General features: G+C 45.7%; 22 protein-coding genes and 1 tRNA gene. 3 read left to right on the top strand and 20 right to left on the bottom strand.

Annotated features, from left to right (window positions below; all coding sequences use genetic code 11):
• Window positions 1–23: 23 nt before the first annotated feature.
• Together ACYVE4_RS11525 and ACYVE4_RS11530 are read right to left on the bottom strand one after the other, a co-directional pair.
• Window positions 24–668: a hypothetical protein gene (locus ACYVE4_RS11525; RefSeq protein WP_461039987.1), complete on the bottom strand. Its 645-nt coding sequence runs from the start codon at window positions 666–668 to the stop codon at window positions 24–26.
• A 200-nt stretch (window positions 669–868) separates the two neighbouring features.
• On the bottom strand, window positions 869–2,137 hold the full coding sequence (locus tag ACYVE4_RS11530; protein ID WP_461039988.1) for a PBSX family phage terminase large subunit: 1,269 nt from the start codon (window positions 2,135–2,137) through the stop codon (window positions 869–871).
• A 45-nt stretch (window positions 2,138–2,182) separates the two neighbouring features.
• Here ACYVE4_RS11530 and ACYVE4_RS11535 point away from each other — a divergent pair.
• Window positions 2,183–2,251 (top strand) — tRNA-Arg (locus ACYVE4_RS11535).
• A gap of 39 nt (window positions 2,252–2,290) precedes the next feature.
• Here the strand turns inward: ACYVE4_RS11535 and ACYVE4_RS11540 are convergent.
• The 18 genes from ACYVE4_RS11540 to ACYVE4_RS11625 form a co-directional block, all read right to left on the bottom strand.
• A complete protein-coding gene (locus ACYVE4_RS11540) occupies window positions 2,291–2,752 on the bottom strand; it encodes a hypothetical protein (RefSeq protein WP_461039989.1) in 462 nt (153 codons plus the stop codon).
• 1 nt (window position 2,753) lies between these two features.
• Window positions 2,754–3,608 carry a terminase small subunit gene (locus ACYVE4_RS11545; RefSeq protein WP_461039991.1) on the bottom strand — a complete coding sequence of 285 codons (855 nt, stop codon included), beginning with the start codon at window positions 3,606–3,608 and terminating at the stop codon, window positions 2,754–2,756.
• 13 nt (window positions 3,609–3,621) lie between these two features.
• A complete protein-coding gene (locus ACYVE4_RS11550; protein WP_461039993.1) occupies window positions 3,622–4,071 on the bottom strand; it encodes a hypothetical protein in 450 nt (149 codons plus the stop codon).
• A 129-nt stretch (window positions 4,072–4,200) separates the two neighbouring features.
• A complete protein-coding gene (locus ACYVE4_RS11555; protein ID WP_461039995.1) occupies window positions 4,201–4,431 on the bottom strand; it encodes a hypothetical protein in 231 nt (76 codons plus the stop codon).
• Between the two features lie 28 nt (window positions 4,432–4,459).
• Window positions 4,460–4,834 carry a VRR-NUC domain-containing protein gene (locus tag ACYVE4_RS11560; protein WP_461039997.1) on the bottom strand — a complete coding sequence of 125 codons (375 nt, stop codon included), beginning with the start codon at window positions 4,832–4,834 and terminating at the stop codon, window positions 4,460–4,462.
• Window positions 4,835–5,187: 353 nt separating this feature from the next.
• The gene (locus ACYVE4_RS11565) at window positions 5,188–5,976 is read right to left on the bottom strand and encodes a 3'-5' exonuclease (protein ID WP_461039999.1); all 789 of its coding nucleotides are present in this window, start codon (window positions 5,974–5,976) and stop codon (window positions 5,188–5,190) included.
• Window positions 5,977–5,995: 19 nt separating this feature from the next.
• Window positions 5,996–8,245, bottom strand: a complete 2,250-nt coding sequence (locus tag ACYVE4_RS11570) for a VapE domain-containing protein (protein ID WP_461040001.1) — start codon at window positions 8,243–8,245, stop codon at window positions 5,996–5,998.
• A gap of 149 nt (window positions 8,246–8,394) precedes the next feature.
• A complete protein-coding gene (locus ACYVE4_RS11575; protein WP_461040003.1) occupies window positions 8,395–9,933 on the bottom strand; it encodes a DEAD/DEAH box helicase in 1,539 nt (512 codons plus the stop codon).
• Window positions 9,930–10,331 (bottom strand): hypothetical protein, encoded by a 402-nt coding sequence (locus ACYVE4_RS11580; protein WP_461040004.1) that lies wholly within the window; start codon window positions 10,329–10,331, stop codon window positions 9,930–9,932. The genes ACYVE4_RS11575 and ACYVE4_RS11580 overlap by 4 nt, the downstream gene beginning before the upstream one ends.
• A 2-nt stretch (window positions 10,332–10,333) precedes the next feature.
• Window positions 10,334–10,495 (bottom strand): hypothetical protein, encoded by a 162-nt coding sequence (locus ACYVE4_RS11585; protein WP_461040006.1) that lies wholly within the window; start codon window positions 10,493–10,495, stop codon window positions 10,334–10,336.
• Window positions 10,496–10,523: 28 nt separating this feature from the next.
• Window positions 10,524–10,778: a hypothetical protein gene (locus tag ACYVE4_RS11590; protein WP_461040008.1), complete on the bottom strand. Its 255-nt coding sequence runs from the start codon at window positions 10,776–10,778 to the stop codon at window positions 10,524–10,526.
• Complete coding sequence (locus ACYVE4_RS11595; RefSeq protein WP_461040010.1) at window positions 10,771–11,847, bottom strand: RecT family recombinase; 1,077 nt, start codon at window positions 11,845–11,847, stop codon at window positions 10,771–10,773. The genes ACYVE4_RS11590 and ACYVE4_RS11595 overlap by 8 nt, the downstream gene beginning before the upstream one ends.
• A 248-nt stretch (window positions 11,848–12,095) precedes the next feature.
• Window positions 12,096–12,578, bottom strand: a complete 483-nt coding sequence (locus ACYVE4_RS11600) for a hypothetical protein (protein WP_461040011.1) — start codon at window positions 12,576–12,578, stop codon at window positions 12,096–12,098.
• Window positions 12,579–12,640: 62 nt separating this feature from the next.
• Window positions 12,641–12,838, bottom strand: a complete 198-nt coding sequence (locus tag ACYVE4_RS11605) for a hypothetical protein (protein WP_461040012.1) — start codon at window positions 12,836–12,838, stop codon at window positions 12,641–12,643.
• A gap of 128 nt (window positions 12,839–12,966) precedes the next feature.
• The gene (locus ACYVE4_RS11610) at window positions 12,967–13,263 is read right to left on the bottom strand and encodes a hypothetical protein (protein ID WP_461040013.1); all 297 of its coding nucleotides are present in this window, start codon (window positions 13,261–13,263) and stop codon (window positions 12,967–12,969) included.
• Window positions 13,264–13,265: 2 nt separating this feature from the next.
• A complete protein-coding gene (locus ACYVE4_RS11615) occupies window positions 13,266–13,442 on the bottom strand; it encodes a hypothetical protein (RefSeq protein ID WP_461040015.1) in 177 nt (58 codons plus the stop codon).
• A gap of 2 nt (window positions 13,443–13,444) precedes the next feature.
• On the bottom strand, window positions 13,445–14,116 hold the full coding sequence (locus tag ACYVE4_RS11620) for a BRO-N domain-containing protein (protein ID WP_461040016.1): 672 nt from the start codon (window positions 14,114–14,116) through the stop codon (window positions 13,445–13,447).
• A 3-nt stretch (window positions 14,117–14,119) separates the two neighbouring features.
• Window positions 14,120–14,362: a hypothetical protein gene (locus tag ACYVE4_RS11625; protein WP_461040017.1), complete on the bottom strand. Its 243-nt coding sequence runs from the start codon at window positions 14,360–14,362 to the stop codon at window positions 14,120–14,122.
• 128 nt (window positions 14,363–14,490) lie between these two features.
• Here ACYVE4_RS11625 and ACYVE4_RS11630 point away from each other — a divergent pair, with 128 nt between their 5' ends.
• Together ACYVE4_RS11630 and ACYVE4_RS11635 are read left to right on the top strand one after the other, a co-directional pair.
• Window positions 14,491–15,255: a LexA family transcriptional regulator gene (locus tag ACYVE4_RS11630; RefSeq protein WP_461040019.1), complete on the top strand. Its 765-nt coding sequence runs from the start codon at window positions 14,491–14,493 to the stop codon at window positions 15,253–15,255.
• A 57-nt stretch (window positions 15,256–15,312) separates the two neighbouring features.
• On the top strand, window positions 15,313–16,203 hold the full coding sequence (locus ACYVE4_RS11635; protein ID WP_461040020.1) for a DNA adenine methylase: 891 nt from the start codon (window positions 15,313–15,315) through the stop codon (window positions 16,201–16,203).
• The last annotated feature ends 36 nt before the right edge of the window (window positions 16,204–16,239 follow it).

Below are 16,239 nucleotides of genomic sequence, written 5' to 3' on the forward strand. Positions count from 1 at the left end.
AGCGTGGTTTTTTCATTCATGGATTAGGGAGCCGGATTGGTCAGCGTGCCGCCCTCGAAAGCGAGTTCAAGGGTTTTCTTGGTAAAGGACCAGCCGCCTTCCAGATGGAATTGGAATTCGTAATCGTCCGATGCCCCTAAACCGCCCATCTTTGGATCGCCGATGAAGATGTTAAAACACGGAATAGGCTTGGCACCTGTCAGATATGTAATGCCGGTTCCTTCGTGGATGAAAATGACGCCGATACGTGTTCCCTGCTGGAAATTGCCCGATTTGGCGGCCAATTTGCGCAGCTGCTGCGCCTGGGTGTTGTCGATACCCGACAGTTTCCCTTTGGCCGTGGCGTACGAAATCGATCGTTGACGAGGTACACCGTTGTAGGTGGTTGTATCGTCTCCACCCTCGGTTAGTGCAGTCGTTGGTGGCAAATCAAATGCGTCGATAAAGGGCGTTACTGCGTGCGAGGTGCCGGTTGCGGCTAGAAAAGCAGTCCACCAGGCAGAGGTGAGCGTATTGACCTCGGTAGGGGCAGTCGCATAAGCATTCCAACCCGCGATGTCCACGAAAATGCACTTGATGATATTACCCGGTACGATGTCGATTCCGGTATTTGGAGCGCCAAGCACGGTAGCGGTCTGGCTAGCGGCTTCGTATAAGCGTTTGGGCATTGCTATAATTTTGAATTGGTGACTGAGCGTAGCAGTCGGCCCATGCGCCTAGTAGCGTGGCGTCTTATAGCATGATGTGTGCATCGGTGCAGGTCGGATTTGAGAATGAAAGCACGTTGTCAGACTCCGGACGTCGTTATCCAGAAGTCATCCAACGCGTGACACATCAAAGCCGAATGCGTTTTGAAGATAGTAGAAGCTTACTTATGCTCAATTGCCCCTCCTCCCCACGGATCGGTGATTTCGCCGTATCGAAGGCCATCCATGAGGTGATTATTCTTGTCTTCCGGATGATCGGTTGGATTCTTATCGGCATCTAGCTCCCAGCGGTATTCCTGATATTCGTAGGCCAGGTTCTTGGAATCCTGCGTGTAATGCCATTCCAGCGATTGCATGGTCTTGATGCCTGATCGAATGGAATCGGGTGTTTTGCGAGCGGCTATGACGTTAAATCCTTCGTTTCGTAGCTTGGCAATGGCTTTGGGTTCAGCCGAATCAGCCACAATCGGCCGCGAACCCACCTTTAACGCCTTGAGCCTACGCACTAATTCGTCGTCACTAATGCCCGTACTGTAGATTAACTCTTTGGCATAGCGCCGTTTGTTGTGACGTTTTACGTGAGCAAAGGCCAGCGGATGCCCGCCAAAGCCGAAATCCAGCACGTAGTAACTGCTGTAGGGTAGGCTGTTGAACTCCTCATTGGTGATCGCTTTCCAGTTCTTGAAGATTCGGCCTTTGGCTCCTTCCGAGACGAGTCCGCGCACGTTGGTCCAGTAGTGTTCGGGATCGGTGAAGTAGTAATTCTCGAAGTTGTCGATCGTACCCTGATCCAGATTTTCCCGGTTGTTGTGGTAGGTCGAAAAGATGGACAGAAAGTTCGGTTGCTTTTTGGGTTCGGCGAGAAAATACCCTTGAATTCGGCTCTCCGTTAGGGTATACCAGCGGGCCAAAATCCAGTGGTTCTTTTTGGGTGGATTGAAGATTAAGAACACCTGAATCTGACCTTTTTTCGTGCGAAGCGAGTCGTCGAGTTTCTGAAAATCTTCCAGTTCGATTTCTTCCGCTTCTTCGACAAACACGTGCGTTGCGCCCGCGATCGATTTAAGTTTAGCCGTTTGCGATTTGGATGATTTCTTAAATCCTTTCGACAGGATCCGGTTGCCGCTGGCTTTACAATAGACCGTCATCGCGACGTCGTTGATCTGAAAGTCCCGTTTCTTATCGAGCTTGCCTTCCTTTTCTTTTTCATCCATGCGATCCATTAAATCGCGCCATAATGAGCCGCGTATATCGGATAAGACCGCTCGCATCAGATAACCACGGAAATACGGTTTATCCATCAGACAGGCGAGCGCGTATTCCGTCGCGAAGTGGCTACCTCCGCGCATACGACCGCCCCAGCTGTGGACGTAGCGAATGGCCGCGGTTGCCTGAAGGACGGGTAAGAATGTTGGATTGCAGACGAACATGGAGAAAGTTTGAAACTATTTAGCTGGTAGCGTGTTTAGTCTTTTGTATAGTGTAATGGATAGCACGAGACGGCTCCGACGCTCTTAGTACAGGTTCGAATCCTGTTACGACCACATTATAAAAGCCCTGCCTTAACAGCGGGGCTTTTTCATTTACTCTCGGATCGGGTTGATTCCGAAAATCTTCACATCAGTCATTCCGCCAACAACTGACAGGTGGATATAACCTCTTTCTTTTAGATCAGCGATTCCCTGTGGATTGAGTCGCCATGCCGAAGTGATCTCGTCAATTTCTTCACCAGCATAAGTTATTTTGCGCGTGAACGTTGGTAAGTCGTTGCAATGGCCTAATCTAAAAATCGCGTTCTGGCCTTCAAACTCAGTGATTTCCGCGTTGAACATACAGACAGGCGGTTGAGCACCATACAGTCTGAGAAACACAAAACCGGTTTCAATCACTTGATTAAACTCAGATGGAGTGAACTCCCAGCAGGATAGTACTTCAATCGTTTGCCGATTACCAAGTTTATAATCGCGGATATGAACGTCGAAGGGTTCGCCTACTTTGGGTGTATATCGACCATTGACGTCAGTTAATTTTATTGGAGTTGCCATACTATTTAGCCTTATGATAATCCTCGTCTGGTGCAGGAGTTGTATTAACTCCCGAATGGTTAGCGATAATCCAGCTGCGAGTCTGATTGGTTTCAATGGGTCCACCGTTCGGCCCAGAGTGCTCAATTTTCTCCGGTAGTTTGCCGTGATATTTCAGGATCCGTTCTAGATTGGTGTCCGCTGCATACATCTCGACCTTTACACCATACTCAGTAGGCGTCCACGATTTGATACGACCTAGCTCTTTATCTTTCGCCAGTTTAACCAGATCTAAATCAGCCTCATCAACCCATTTAGGTTCACCCTGCACATCTCGGTAGGCTTTTGGATTTCGACGCAGTTCGATTCGGAGTCGTATGAGATCATTCTCCAGTCCTTTTACTCGTTCAGCGTGGCGTTTTGCTTCAGCTTTCGACATGCGAATAGACTGGCCATACTCCCTCTCAAAGTCGATCTTGTTTTCCTGTTCAGTGATAATCAGTCGCAACGGTTTACGGACCATATCACTTTTAAGTACCTTCTTGACGACCATGTAGTCGCTAAGATTCGAACGGGCTATGTCGGATACGTTTTTGATCGCTTCCGTCGCCGACATAGCCTTCTCGTTAAGGAATGCGTTTACGCAGGCTAAAACCTTAACGTTTCTTAACATGCGTGAACCAATGACAGCGGCTGATTCGGACTTCTCGGAGAATCCACAACGCACAACCGCCCTGGTTGCTATACAATCCTTGATATACTCTGAAACAAATAAGGCCTCGCGCTTATCGAGTAAATCAAATAGTTCGATAAAGCTTGTCGGCTTTGTTTCCTGTAGTTGTTGCCCGTCATTAAGCAATTCATCCTCTGTGTCCATAACACCAAGTTAACTACTTGGCTGAACTCACCTGTTTCTGATCCAGGATGAGCCGACGGATAGGGAAGGGATGAGAGTCGTCATTGACAGCTATTTCATGACGGGTAACAGGAACACGCATCACCTGGTCGGATTCGAATCCAAACTGCTCCATGAGTTGTAACACCAGCTGCTTTGAGTTAATCACTCCTCCGCTTACTTCTATACGTTGAGATGATTTTACGTAACGGGAAGTAACCTGCACTTTAAAACCACGTGAGCCAACGCGGGTAATGTACCAGCCTTTACCATTAGGGAATAACGATACGGCGTTATCCTGCTCAATTCCCATTAATTGTAACAGTGCTTTTGAGAGCGATACTTCCCATGCTTTTGGACGAATGGTGATGTAGGCGAATGTTTGCTGACGGGGTAGCTCATCAGCGTGTAAAAGCTTAATTGGGGCCGTTAAGGTCTCATTCATAATCGTAAGTTTTGTACAAGTTGTCACTAAGTAATATTACTAATAAACTGAGGTAATTTCAGGCGTAAGAGAGATGTAAGCCAGGTAGTTTTATGGTTTCCATTGGTACGGTGAGTGAGGGTTGTGAGTTCAGACTAATGTATTTTCTCGAATGTGGGCAAAACGAGCCGCTTGAACGTAAGTAATGGCATTGTTCACTATTTCTCCGTCAGCTAAATATTGAATGGCCATATTTCGCCAGTATTCATTTTTTGCAAAGTCTGATGAATCATCAAGCCTATCCTGTTCGTCTTTGGCGACCTCTTTAATGATCGATCTGGCTTTTACTAGTAAATCCTGCGCTCTATTGAGCTTACGCATGTTTTTGTGTTTGAGTACCCCCATAGCCTTAAAACGGTAAATAAGGTTTATCCTGAATTAACTCTTGAAACTCTGCCAGTGAACGAATAACCCGGTAGTAATGATGGTTCCGTTCAACTAATGTTTGCCATGCCATCTGCTCAACTGATTGTCTGCCTTTAGGAAGCTTGAATTCTATCAAGACGGGACAACCTTCGGGCGATAGGTAAATCATATCACTAACACCTGCTACGCGGCCTACAGCTTTACGTACGACTCCTTTTATCGCATCAGTAGCGTTATTGTCAACAGTGAATAGTAGACCCCTCTCAGCTGGGTAATTCTGATGATGCCAGAGGTAACACTCCTGTTGAAGTCTGGCTTCTGTCCAGGTTGATTCATCGGGTTTTGTAGTGGTTTGCATAAGTTGTTGATTATCAATAGTTATTTGTTTTGTGGATGTTACACCCTTTACAGTAACCATACACCCCCATGTAAGTAAACTAATGCTACTTAACTAACTATTATATAAGGCGTTATATTTTCAATCTTACACCTTACAGGGATTCTCCCGATTTTGGATTTATATAATTTATAATTCTTGTTCACCTATATTATTTATACCACTACCTACGATAATCATTTCTCGTAACGTAATTTTATAAATATTGATGTAAGGTGTAAGATTATATAATTAAATAGCTAAATGTGAGATAGTTAGATCCCTTAAGTTTACTTACACCCCCATGTAAGGTTACTGTAAGAAGTGTAAGATTTTTAGAAGCCTATACCCTCATCGTCGTCATCGTTAATGCCTCCACCGCCAAGTAATTGTTCGCAGATGGCATTCGTATCAGGAGCAAAGTCCGCTTTGTAGTACATCCAATGCACGAAGTCCAGATGTTCCTTGGCCGGATTGCCTTTGTACTTACCGAAATTGAGCAGGAGTACACCATCAGCGTTATAGACGAACTTGCCTGATATGTCCGCCACTTTGCAGTTGTAGTTAGTGAATAGGGCGAGTTGGTCAACTGAATCGGGTAAGTCTGAATAACGGGCTAATTGAGCCATAAAGACGTTTACGGTCTCTTTGATATCATCAGCGGCATTATGTGCATTCATAAATTCTCTATCACAGTAAAAGCGCACTGCGTTGGATAGATTTCGAGGTTCCTTTATCTTAAACAGATTGCCGACATCTATCATGTGGAAGGCTTGGTAATTCCAATGGATGCCACACCTGGCAAACTCATTAAATAGCAATGGAATGTCGAACCAATTGGAATTGAAGCCGCCGACGTCACATCCTACTAGAAATTCGAATAGTGGACCTGCTTCATCCTTGAATCGAGGTTGATCAAAAACATCGAAATCAGTAATGCCGTGAATTTTGGTCGTCTCTGCCGGTATTGAGCGTTCAGGATTGATCAGACGGGATTGCCAGTCCTGAATGGTGAAATCGGGCATGAGTTTGCATAAGCCGATTTGCACAATGCGGTCTTTTTCGCGGTCTAATCCGGTTGTTTCCAGATCAATAAATACGATGGGTCGTTTGAGTTGGAGCATATAATTAGGATTTAATGTGCTATAGAAGTGGTGTTGAACTTGGTATCAGCGAGGTTTTGTAGATCCAGAAGCCGCGCTTTACTTTGCCATCAGGCGCGTAATAGACTGGCTTGTCCTGATACTGAAAACCAAGCGTTCTAAACTCGCGGGTAATGGTATCTTTATCCAGATTTGAAAAGCCCGACATCTGACGCAGATAGACCAGCGCATCGCCCTGACTGCATAGCTCAGCGTCCTTAATGTTTTCAGGCTTGACGTAATACTTCTCAATCAGTAGTCGCTCAACGGAATGGTTCTCAAAGCCTTTGACTTCCTGATTGATTTGTTCAATTTCCTTAGACGTTAGGTATTGAGATTCCTTGCTCATGTATGCATGGTAAGCCTCCATGAGCAGATCAATTTTATCGATCGCGTTGTAGGCTTCAAAATCAATTGACTGGACATTGATGCCGAAAATCTTTCGGTTATTGTCTGGATCCTTTATGATGTTAGTCGGATTCGAAGTGCCACACATAACGGCCATACGACGCCGTTTCACATTGGAATGGCCATAGGGTTCACGAAGCGAAAACCAGTCAGCGGACGCGTAGCCTTTCAACACTTCAGGATCCTTCACAGTCTGGCCTTTCCATTCATCATTGAAGGTTATCCAGCTCTCAGCCATTAAAATATCGGTATCCTTATTGACTGGCCAGGTCGTCTCAGCGAAATACTTAGCGTGTAACTCTTTAGGCAGTAGCCGCCGAAACCATTCCGTTTTACCGGTATTGGGTTTGCCTGTTAGAACCAGCACAATTGGGCAATGATGACCATAAACAGAGGCTATCAGGCCAATTAGCCACTTGCGAATAATAAATTCAGCATACCCTGGCATGAACGCGTTTTCTTCAAAGCCTGATGAGGTTTGAATCGTTTCGGCTAAGTCCTTGATAACTCCCTTTGGTTTACGATCCGCGTGCTGAGCAAAGAAGCTTTTTAAGGGGTTGTACGACTGTGTAAAGGGCGAATGAATGAGTTTAGTTACCATTTTATCCGATACCTCTTTGCCCAGTACCTTCACGGCATGTACCCATATACCGTTAAAGTCTGTTTCAACCAGCCCACGTCCTTGTTCATCTTCGATGTAGCGAGTGATCTCATTTCGACGCATCGGATAGTTACTACGTAGAAACATCTCCAGTTGATCAAAGAGCGTTTCATCCGTTTTGAATTCTTCCCGGCACTCGTACACCTGCCTGACTATCGGCTCCGTCTCGGCTGGATCGAAGCCCTGCATCTTTTTTAGCGTTTCGACGGTACCCTTAACGGTTCCTCCCTGCTTTTTATGAGCGGCTGCAATGGAGGTGATTTCCCGAGTCGTTGGCCGGGCAATGTCCAGATTTGCTTCTTTACAGAAATAATAAAACGTCTTGATGGTAACTTTCTGAGCGCCGTAGTTGAGCGCTGACTTCCACATCCGCTCTGACTTCTTTTCGTCGTATTCGGCGTGGTTCTGACAGATCCGGTTGAAGTAAGGCCAACCCCCTTCGCCAAACTTATCAATCAGGGCAAAGCAGACCTTTAGACGCTGAGCGTAAAATGGCGTAATATCAACACCCGTATCGATCACCTGCTGAAAGACGTAATCAAAATCCTCCTGCGTGTGAATAAACGTGTCGGGAATGTGCTTTTGCTTGGTTTCTTTCTTTGGATACTCCTTAAATACTGGAGGGAGTACCTCTTTAACAAATCCATCCGGATCATAGGATACGAACCGAAGCCGGGAAATATCCTTTCCAGACTGATCGAACTTTTCAAACAGGCCGTACTTTTTACCCAGATATTCCTGAATACCAAGAAACGATTCATCCCAACGGGCATTATCAACGCGGAACAGTAGGCATAAGCCTTGCCCGCCGATGGAATCAAAACCTGCGTAGGTATACGGATCCAGCTTCATAAGCGCTTTGACCGACTGGCGATCCTCGTCGAGGTGATCCAGATCGATGACCATCAGACCCGTATAGGCCAGTTCTCCGCCTTTTTTTCGATGCGTAAACCGGGCACCAGGCGTTACGCCCGCACCATCCCGCTTCAGCTTATCGTACTTCTCTTTATTGCCCAGCTGTTTCCGCACAGCCAAAACGTGATCTTTCCAGGTACCAAGCATCGTACCTTCCAGCCACTCACGCGTGGTTAAAAAGGCCTGCGAGTCGTTATCCCCCCACGCATTTTTATAGTAAGACACTTCAGCGTCTTCCAGAGCTAGCTTATCTTTTGTTGTACTCATTGAGATGTTACGGTGAGTGGGTTAGTTCAAATGGATCTTATATTGGCCATACCATTCCCACCAGCCATCGCCTTTGCTTGTAGCTACCCAAAACAGGATATAGGGTTGATCCCCAAAGGGTATGAAGTTGAGTTTCAGCATAGGGCTGTTCATGATGCGTAACTGACAGGGGTTAATTGATACTCGATCCGAATGGCCCAACCGCGTTTGTAGCCCTTGAGTCTGGCAAATTCTTCGATTTCATCCCGAAAAATCGACTCGGTTTCGCACCGCTGACGAAGCACATGAATGACCCAGCCTGGCTTGTATTCCTTCGCTTCTGCCAGTGCCCATAAATCCGCTACCGGCAAGGTTTTCCAGTCAGACGGTCGAGCCTTTAGCAGTCGATCCAGACCATCACTGACTTTTTCAAATTCAACCGCTTCAGCTTCTGCCCGAATAGGTTTCGGGAATTCATAGCCGCAGACATCACAATGTTTATGAGCGGCTAATGAGAGCGCTTCGCAGAGCGGACATTCGCGAACGGGCGCGACATCCTTCTTGTCGGATTTCTTTCGCTTCTTGCACCACAGATCCTCCCAGTCAACCGGCGATTCCCACAGGTCCAGTTCCTTGTAGTTATCGCCCATGTCCAGCAGAATGAAATGATCCTTATCAGTGAATAGTCTGCTACCTCTTCCTACCATTTGCAGCCAGAGGACTTTACTGGTCGTTGCCCGGTTCACGATCACCACGCGAATACTGGGTTCATCAAAACCCGTAGTGGCAATACTCACGTTACAGAGTACATCGATTTTGCCGTTTTTGAAATCGCGAAAGATGGCTTCCCGCTGATCATCGGGCGTTTCCCCATCGACGTGAACGGCTCTGATATCCGCATCATTGAAGGCCTGACAGACCGCCAGGGAATGTTCGACATTGACGTTAAAACAGATGGCTTTTAGGGGTTTGCCATCGACTACACCGTATTGCTTGTATTTTTCGACGAGTCCGCCGTAGACCTGCCGCCCCCCGAAAACATCCATTTGAGACGCGTCGGTATACTCACCCTTTGTGTCGGTCTTGAATTTAGAGCGATCCACCTTCGCGGCATAGGTGACTGCGGGAACCAAAAACCCCTGCTCAACAAGTTCGGATATCTGGACAGGGCACACCAGTGCATCGTAATAGTTCGACAGTGGATCATCTTTCTTGGTACTAAGTGGTGTTGCCGTAGCACCGACCAGGTAGGGAGTAATGCCATGCTCAGCCCAAAGCTGGAGTACCTTACGGAAATTGCCCTTGTGCGCTTCATCGATAATGATTAGATCAAAGTTTAGTAACCATTCAGCCTGACAATCCTTGATGGCTTCCTTAAGCCAGTTGAAATAGGTTTCGATCATCCCGACGAAACACCGCGCCCGGCGGTTGACTTTGTCCTTATTGCCCGACTTAATATGCTCAGGACGAATGCCGAATTTGGTCAGAGATCCCCCCGCCTGGGTAAGCAGTTCCTCCCGATCCGTTAAAATCAGTACCCTGAGCCCTGGCCGCTTTTTATTGGTCAGCGTTTCGTAGGCCATGTAAGAAAAGCAGGCCGTTTTACCCCCGCCCGTTGGCAGGCAGAGAATGACTTTCCTACGTCCAGCCTTCCAATTCTCCTTAATGTCGCCTATGGCCGACTGCTGATAAGGACGGAGCTTGATCATGATTCGATAAATCGGTTTTGGAATTTATTCCAGGTGTAGCCTTGAAAATCCGCTTGAGCTAATAGCAAATGATAGCACATATCGTATTGCGCCTGACCCATTAATCCCTGCGTTAGTCCGTTTGATAGCTGCTCATACGCTTGATTGAACTGCTTAAGAAACCGGGCATATTTGATGTCATTCAGAAAGCTTCTGAGCCCCTCGATTTTGACCGGTCCGTAGCTTCGGTATTCGACATGGTACCTGAGTCCTAATTGATAGGAATGAAGAACAAGATGCTCATAAGCCACATCAAATTCTTCCATCGTTATGCCTCGCTTATACAGCTGATGGACCAAGTCACGACGTGCCGCATTCAGATCAGGCACGGACTGGCAGGAAGTAACGGAACCTAGCATGATTACTTAAGCTGTTTGATTTTCTTGACCACATCCTCTACCTCAGAGCCAATCACGCGCAACACGCTACGACCCATTTTAATCGTACATTCTTTGGGAATCAGACTGTATTGAAGCCATTTCACATCAGCGACGTCAATGTCTTCGAGCTTGATAGTTTTCACGAACGGTACAGTTTATACGTAAGCCGCCCTACCCTGGCCAATCGCAGGGGTTAGCGATTATTTTGATCAGCAAAAACGTATGTTTGGATGCCTCGCAGTGGAGGGTTTCGTAGTGGTGCGTCCACCCATCAGGATTATTCGACACGTAAGGCGTTCGCTCGATTTTGATCTTATCGTCAGGATTGATAGTGAGTCTATGAATGACGCCTGTGTCGGGATGCTTACCAATGATCAGCTGATCAGGACCAAACTTCATGGATGAAGCTGGCTTTTTCTTAGCCATTGTCGGCTAGTGCCTGACTGAACTGTTCATTAGTAGGTTCTTCAGCTATCGGCTCGAAGTGTTTGCCTTTCGTATTGTAGCACATACCATTTGTTTCGGCCTGTTCTTTCAAATCCTGAAACAGCACGTTTACTTCCTCGGCTAGTCCAGATTGATATTTGGCGATCCGGCCACGGACGTAATTGGCCGCATCTGGATTCGTAACCAGACCAATGCGCCGAATGATGGATGCTTTGATGAGCTTACGCTTGTCGTCAAGCGACAACAGCTTATCATCGGCAATCATCTGCTCATTCCAGTCAAAGCTTGGATCATCCTCAGCCTTTTTGATATTCCCCTCAAACTCGTCGATTCGATCAAACACAAACTGCTCATCGGGTACTGGATCGCCGTTGTCAACAACGTCAGGCAGCTTGCCGGTTTCCTGATAATCCTTCATGGCCTGAGCCGTAGCGCGTTTACCTGTTGTTTTAGCTTTGGCTGGCTCAATGACTTTGGTTTCGGCAACGACTTCATGTTCGGTATCCTGAACCTCACTCGGCATTTCATCGGACGTGTAAGGCAATCCGCCATTTTCATCTGGAAAGGCTAATCGCATACCCTGAGAAATAGCCACTTTACGGAGTTGTTGGCGCTTTTTGCTCCAAAACTTAGTCACCTTTCCATCACGAGTGGTCTGCACCTGCTCAGAGTAAAACACTTCCCAACTAAATGGACGGTCCCAGTCTTTCCGGTAGATCGTAATCGTTGCCGAAAACTCACCATCCTCATACTCGGAAAAAGTTACCTCCCATCCGTTCAGCTTGCCACTTCGTTCGGCACGTTTCAAATACGTTTCATACCCAACAATGATACTGAAACTTTGGGCGTTGCCTTCGTATTTTGTCGCGTAGATTTCCCGCTTGAATGGATTTAACTGGTAAGCCTTGGCAATCTGCAAAAACTGAGCGGTTTCATCCTGATTCAGTTTTTTTGCCAAACCCATTGACTTCAAATAGTCAGACAATAGGTTATCATCGACGACTGTCTGTAGGTCGGTTGATGAAGTTGTATTTAAAGACGTTGTCATAGTTGTGGTGACGATTATAAGCTTTTAAAACAATTCCGTGTTTTTCCAGGTAAGCCTTGACGCAAATGAGCAGTAGCAGCATGATGAGCGCAGGTATCACGTAGGCCATCATGAACGAGTAGACAGAGCGGTTTTTCATGAGAGTGCACAGGCGATGACAAAACCAGCAAACGCAGAACTGACGACAATCACAACCGTCCAGGTAATCGCGCAAACCCAGTCAATGGGAGGCTGTTGTTTGGCAGGTTTCATAGAATAGTAGCCGTTATCGATTCCTTAGCCGTGCGAAGAGGCCGGTAAGCCAGGTAGGTTTCACCTGTTTCCGGATGCGTTAACCCCATGCCACCACTAGGCAGTTTCTTGAGCAACTCTTCATGCTCTTTGCGTGCTTTTTCGGCCAGCTTAACCGCTGCATCAAGCTGACTCCAGACAGGATCATTGCTATAATCGTAGTTGACGCCCGTTTCTTTCAGGGCCAGTTGCACACCGCCTTTGGCTACGCTGGACTTGTCATACTTAGCCAGATCAGTAATACCGCGATCCTTAGCCGCCTTCTTAACTTCACCTGCAAAGTGCTCCAGCTTAGCAGCCATCGCTAACAGGGCGAGCGTATCTTCGCCATTTTCAGCTACCTCATCGACACTCGCTTTTGCCAGTTCGGTCAGGTCTTTTTTGTTCCAATCGCCAATACGATTCAGCGTCAGAACTTGCGTTACTGCGTTTGTTTCCATAGATTTACGTGTGTTAATTATGAAGATTGTACCAGCCCTGGCCTATGCCGGGGTTTTGTCTTTTATTGGTAGATGACCGTCAAAGTGCCTTCTGAAACTACCAGGCTTTCTACTGGGCCAATCGACTCAAACTGTTTAAGTAGTGCCGACGTAATGCGTACGTGATGATCCTTATGGCGAAATCGTACGGTTTTGTATTGCAACTCAACATCAAAGACGTTTTTGTTTTCGGCCTTAAAAGCCTGAATTAATTCTTTCATGGTGTATGATTTTTGAAGTAAGAGAAATAGCTCTTATGGGTTAGATTTTGCAAACGTGGTTGGTGAAAAAGTGCCGGGCACTAGTAGCACCCGGACTCCCCTACTATCCACACCACACCCTTTCGGGATTAGGATTTATGCCGATTGACTTTCCCGGATTCCAGCCAATCATCGACAACGCCTTTCACGTACCAGCGGTCTTTACCGATTTTAATGGAGGATAGCCCCAGTGTTCGGTAATAGCGAAGCGTTTCCGCATCCCGCTGTAAGTATTCCTGGGCCTGCTTCTCTGTCAGTAGCTTGTTTCGCTCCAGTTCAAGACGAAGCGTTTCTTCCCGTTTTCGAGATAGAGCGATTTCTTTAGCCGCTTCACTAAGTGCGCTGGTTAAATCCGCAATGAGCGCTTCATCAATGGCGATGTACATGATCAGACCGCGAATACAAGTTGAATTAAATTCTCTGAGCCTTCCGGCGCTTTCTGTACGCTCACGTCAATGCCGCGCTCATTGGCCTGTTTAATGGCCGCGCTAAGCAGGATGGCCCGGTCACGAATCTGGTCCATGAGTTCAGCTACGGTTGGTTTTTCAGTTTGATAGGCTTGCATGGCTAGTTGGCGTTTAAACTTGCGGAGTAATACCAGACCGATTTATTATTGGTCCACTTGACCTGACGAGGACCACATAACTGACTCAGCGCAACACCGACACGAACACGGTTAAGCGATTTCACCTTTTCGGCTTCCGACAGAAAATCCATCACCTGCTGCACTGACCAAAGCTGACCACCTTCCGGCGAAGGCTGAAAGTGCTTTTGAACCAGAAGTGATTCTGCGTTTAGAGGTAAGGTCTTTACAGGTTTAATTGCAGATACCTTATCCAATAGCTGCCGTTGAAGCTGGGCTACCTGAGCTTCTAGAAGGGTGACTCGCGATTCTAGAGATGTTTGTTTCTCAGCGAAGTAACCTCCTGTTTTTCGAATTGAGGGAAGTACTTCATCGAAAACCCATTCCTCAAATTTTTCAGCACTTGGTAGGGTGGAATTTGCAATTAGCCTATACAAGTTGCCTTCATTTATCAGTGTTGTAAACTGACTTCCTCCATTCGAGGGGAGGTGATGTTTCATCACCCCCTTTATTCGGCAGTGTTTTTTTACGGCGGGTCCAGATTGCTTGTAGCCTAGAGAGCCGCAAATGTCTCTCGCAACGAACCAAACATTTCCCTGTTCATCCTGAATGACACGAATACGCGTGCTTTGGAAATTGAAAAGTTGAGGAGTCATTGCTTAAGCGGCTAATCGTGAAGCTTTAAGTTCATTCTCAACTTTTCGCATGGCTTCCGCTTTTTCTAGCCGGGTTAGCCCCTCGCAGAATGCGTCATAGGTTGGCTGAGTGACATTCTCAAAGCGCATCACCTTTTGGGCTGCTCGTTCTGAAATACCACCGAGCGCGGCAGCAGCTTTAATCCCTCCCTCGGTCTTAGCCAGCCGTTTGCGTAGAGATTGCTCGATTTGCTTGCTTACTATCATCGCTTGTGTATAATTTGCGTACATTCAAACGTGCATTCGTCCGTTTGTCAATAATGTAAAGCAAATTTAATATTGATGTCATGACATTTGCAAGATAATGTCAATAATTATTTTATTTAAGTCATGATATGGCTAAGAATTCTAAAGAACCGATAGAAGAATACAAAGAGTCAGCAGAAAGGATGCAGGAGTTTATTGAGGCAACTGGTATGTCTCAGGCTGCTATCGCTAGGCATGCAGAAATTGATTCTTCTACGATTTCTAGAATTAAAAATGCAGTGCAAGTAATGGGTGACGATGTCATTGCCGCATTGACATTAAATTTTGATGTCAATGCAGATTGGCTAAAATCTGGAAAAGGTATAAGGGGGTCTTGTAATGCGATACCAAAGCCTGAGCCTGATAAACAAGATGAGCCCGAAAAAGAAGCTAAATCTTCAGAGAGGTCCAAATCCCATACGTTATTCACGGAAATACCCGAAAAGGACGCAGAATTATATATACCCTATTATGATGTAGAGATAACGGCGGGTCTTATCGAGCTCTATTTTGATGACATTGATGAAGAGCCAGACGGCTATATATATGCTCCTCAGTATAGAGATTGTGTAGCCTGTAACGTAAAAGGTGATTCAATGTATGATCGCATCTTTCCGGGTTCTAGACTTTTTGTCTACCCAATAAAAAATAAAAAGTATATTGATTTTGGTCAAATCTATCTGATTGTTTTAGATGGATACAGGCTACTGAAGTATATAGATCCTGATCCAGAAGACAACACAAAAGTTATTCTGAGATCATATAATCAACACTATAAGCCCTGGCAAGTCGAGAAGGTGGACATACTTCATCTATTTCTAGTTAAAGGGTACGAGAATCAGAATGCTATGTGATTGAAGAGTAAAAAGTAAAAGCGAGTGACATTTATACACACCTATACTCCTAAACCTTTGAAAAAATTATTAAGTCCGCTCCGCTACCCAGGTGGAAAGGGTGTGCTAGGAAAATTCCTGGCAAATGTTATTGATAACAATGGTTTGCGTGGTGGAACCTATTACGAACTCTATTGTGGTGGAGCTGGCGCGGCCCTTCACTTGCTTGTTAATGACATTGTTGAGACTATCGTTATTAACGATGCAGATTATAGGATTTTCTCCTTTTGGTACTCAGTTTTACATCACACAGGAGATTTTATAGATGCCATTGATACCTGCGAATTGACTGTTGAGGAGTGGCGACGGTTCAAGCATATATATGATAATCCTGAAAATGAAGAAATGTTCGATGTTGGGTTTGCTCTATTCTACCTAAACCGAACTAGTCGTTCAGGAATTCTGCACGCATCAGGACCAATAGGCGGCTATAATCAGACAGGTAATTACTTGATTGGTGCACGTTTTTATAAGGAAACTCTAAAAAATCGAGTTAGACAAATTGGTGACTTGGCAAACCGAATTGTGATTCATAATGCAGAGGCCGAGTTTTTTATTGAAGACCTAGAGGTGACAATAAATCCTCAAAATTCTTTTTTTTACCTTGATCCCCCATATTACCATAAAGGAGATAAGCTTTATTTAAATAATTATTGCCATAACGAACATAGCGAATTAGCCCAAATGCTTCAAGCCAAAGCAAATTCAAATTGGGTCGTCTCCTATGATAATGTTCAGGCAATTAGGGAAATGTATCAATATTTTAGACTCGCTGCCTTTGATTTAAATTATAGTCTCCAGCAAAAACGAAAAGGGTCTGAGTTGATGATATTTTCAAACCCAATTAATATACCTAGAAGTCTTACTATACATAAGACTGAGCAAAATCTTCAGTTATTGCATAATTAACACCTTTACCACGCCAAGGATTTACTATGGTTCCAC

It is taken from the genome of Spirosoma harenae (assembly GCF_054776975.1).

Bases quoted from the DNA above. Each gene is read 5' to 3' on its own strand.
- ACYVE4_RS11525 (WP_461039987.1), bottom strand. From the start codon at position 668: ATGCCCAAACGCTTATACGAAGCCGCTAGCCAGACCGCTACCGTGCTT.
- ACYVE4_RS11530 (WP_461039988.1), bottom strand. From the start codon at position 2,137: ATGTTCGTCTGCAATCCAACATTCTTACCCGTCCTTCAGGCAACCGCG.
- ACYVE4_RS11540 (WP_461039989.1), bottom strand. From the start codon at position 2,752: ATGGCAACTCCAATAAAATTAACTGACGTCAATGGTCGATATACACCC.
- ACYVE4_RS11545 (WP_461039991.1), bottom strand. From the start codon at position 3,608: ATGGACACAGAGGATGAATTGCTTAATGACGGGCAACAACTACAGGAA.
- ACYVE4_RS11550 (WP_461039993.1), bottom strand. From the start codon at position 4,071: ATGAATGAGACCTTAACGGCCCCAATTAAGCTTTTACACGCTGATGAG.
- ACYVE4_RS11555 (WP_461039995.1), bottom strand. From the start codon at position 4,431: ATGCGTAAGCTCAATAGAGCGCAGGATTTACTAGTAAAAGCCAGATCG.
- ACYVE4_RS11560 (WP_461039997.1), bottom strand. From the start codon at position 4,834: ATGCAAACCACTACAAAACCCGATGAATCAACCTGGACAGAAGCCAGA.
- ACYVE4_RS11565 (WP_461039999.1), bottom strand. From the start codon at position 5,976: ATGCTCCAACTCAAACGACCCATCGTATTTATTGATCTGGAAACAACC.
- ACYVE4_RS11570 (WP_461040001.1), bottom strand. From the start codon at position 8,245: ATGAGTACAACAAAAGATAAGCTAGCTCTGGAAGACGCTGAAGTGTCT.
- ACYVE4_RS11575 (WP_461040003.1), bottom strand. From the start codon at position 9,933: ATGATCAAGCTCCGTCCTTATCAGCAGTCGGCCATAGGCGACATTAAG.
- ACYVE4_RS11580 (WP_461040004.1), bottom strand. From the start codon at position 10,331: ATGCTAGGTTCCGTTACTTCCTGCCAGTCCGTGCCTGATCTGAATGCG.
- ACYVE4_RS11590 (WP_461040008.1), bottom strand. From the start codon at position 10,778: ATGGCTAAGAAAAAGCCAGCTTCATCCATGAAGTTTGGTCCTGATCAG.
- ACYVE4_RS11595 (WP_461040010.1), bottom strand. From the start codon at position 11,847: ATGACAACGTCTTTAAATACAACTTCATCAACCGACCTACAGACAGTC.
- ACYVE4_RS11600 (WP_461040011.1), bottom strand. From the start codon at position 12,578: ATGGAAACAAACGCAGTAACGCAAGTTCTGACGCTGAATCGTATTGGC.
- ACYVE4_RS11605 (WP_461040012.1), bottom strand. From the start codon at position 12,838: ATGAAAGAATTAATTCAGGCTTTTAAGGCCGAAAACAAAAACGTCTTT.
- ACYVE4_RS11610 (WP_461040013.1), bottom strand. From the start codon at position 13,263: ATGTACATCGCCATTGATGAAGCGCTCATTGCGGATTTAACCAGCGCA.
- ACYVE4_RS11615 (WP_461040015.1), bottom strand. From the start codon at position 13,442: ATGCAAGCCTATCAAACTGAAAAACCAACCGTAGCTGAACTCATGGAC.
- ACYVE4_RS11620 (WP_461040016.1), bottom strand. From the start codon at position 14,116: ATGACTCCTCAACTTTTCAATTTCCAAAGCACGCGTATTCGTGTCATT.
- ACYVE4_RS11625 (WP_461040017.1), bottom strand. From the start codon at position 14,362: ATGATAGTAAGCAAGCAAATCGAGCAATCTCTACGCAAACGGCTGGCT.
- ACYVE4_RS11630 (WP_461040019.1), top strand. From the start codon at position 14,491: ATGGCTAAGAATTCTAAAGAACCGATAGAAGAATACAAAGAGTCAGCA.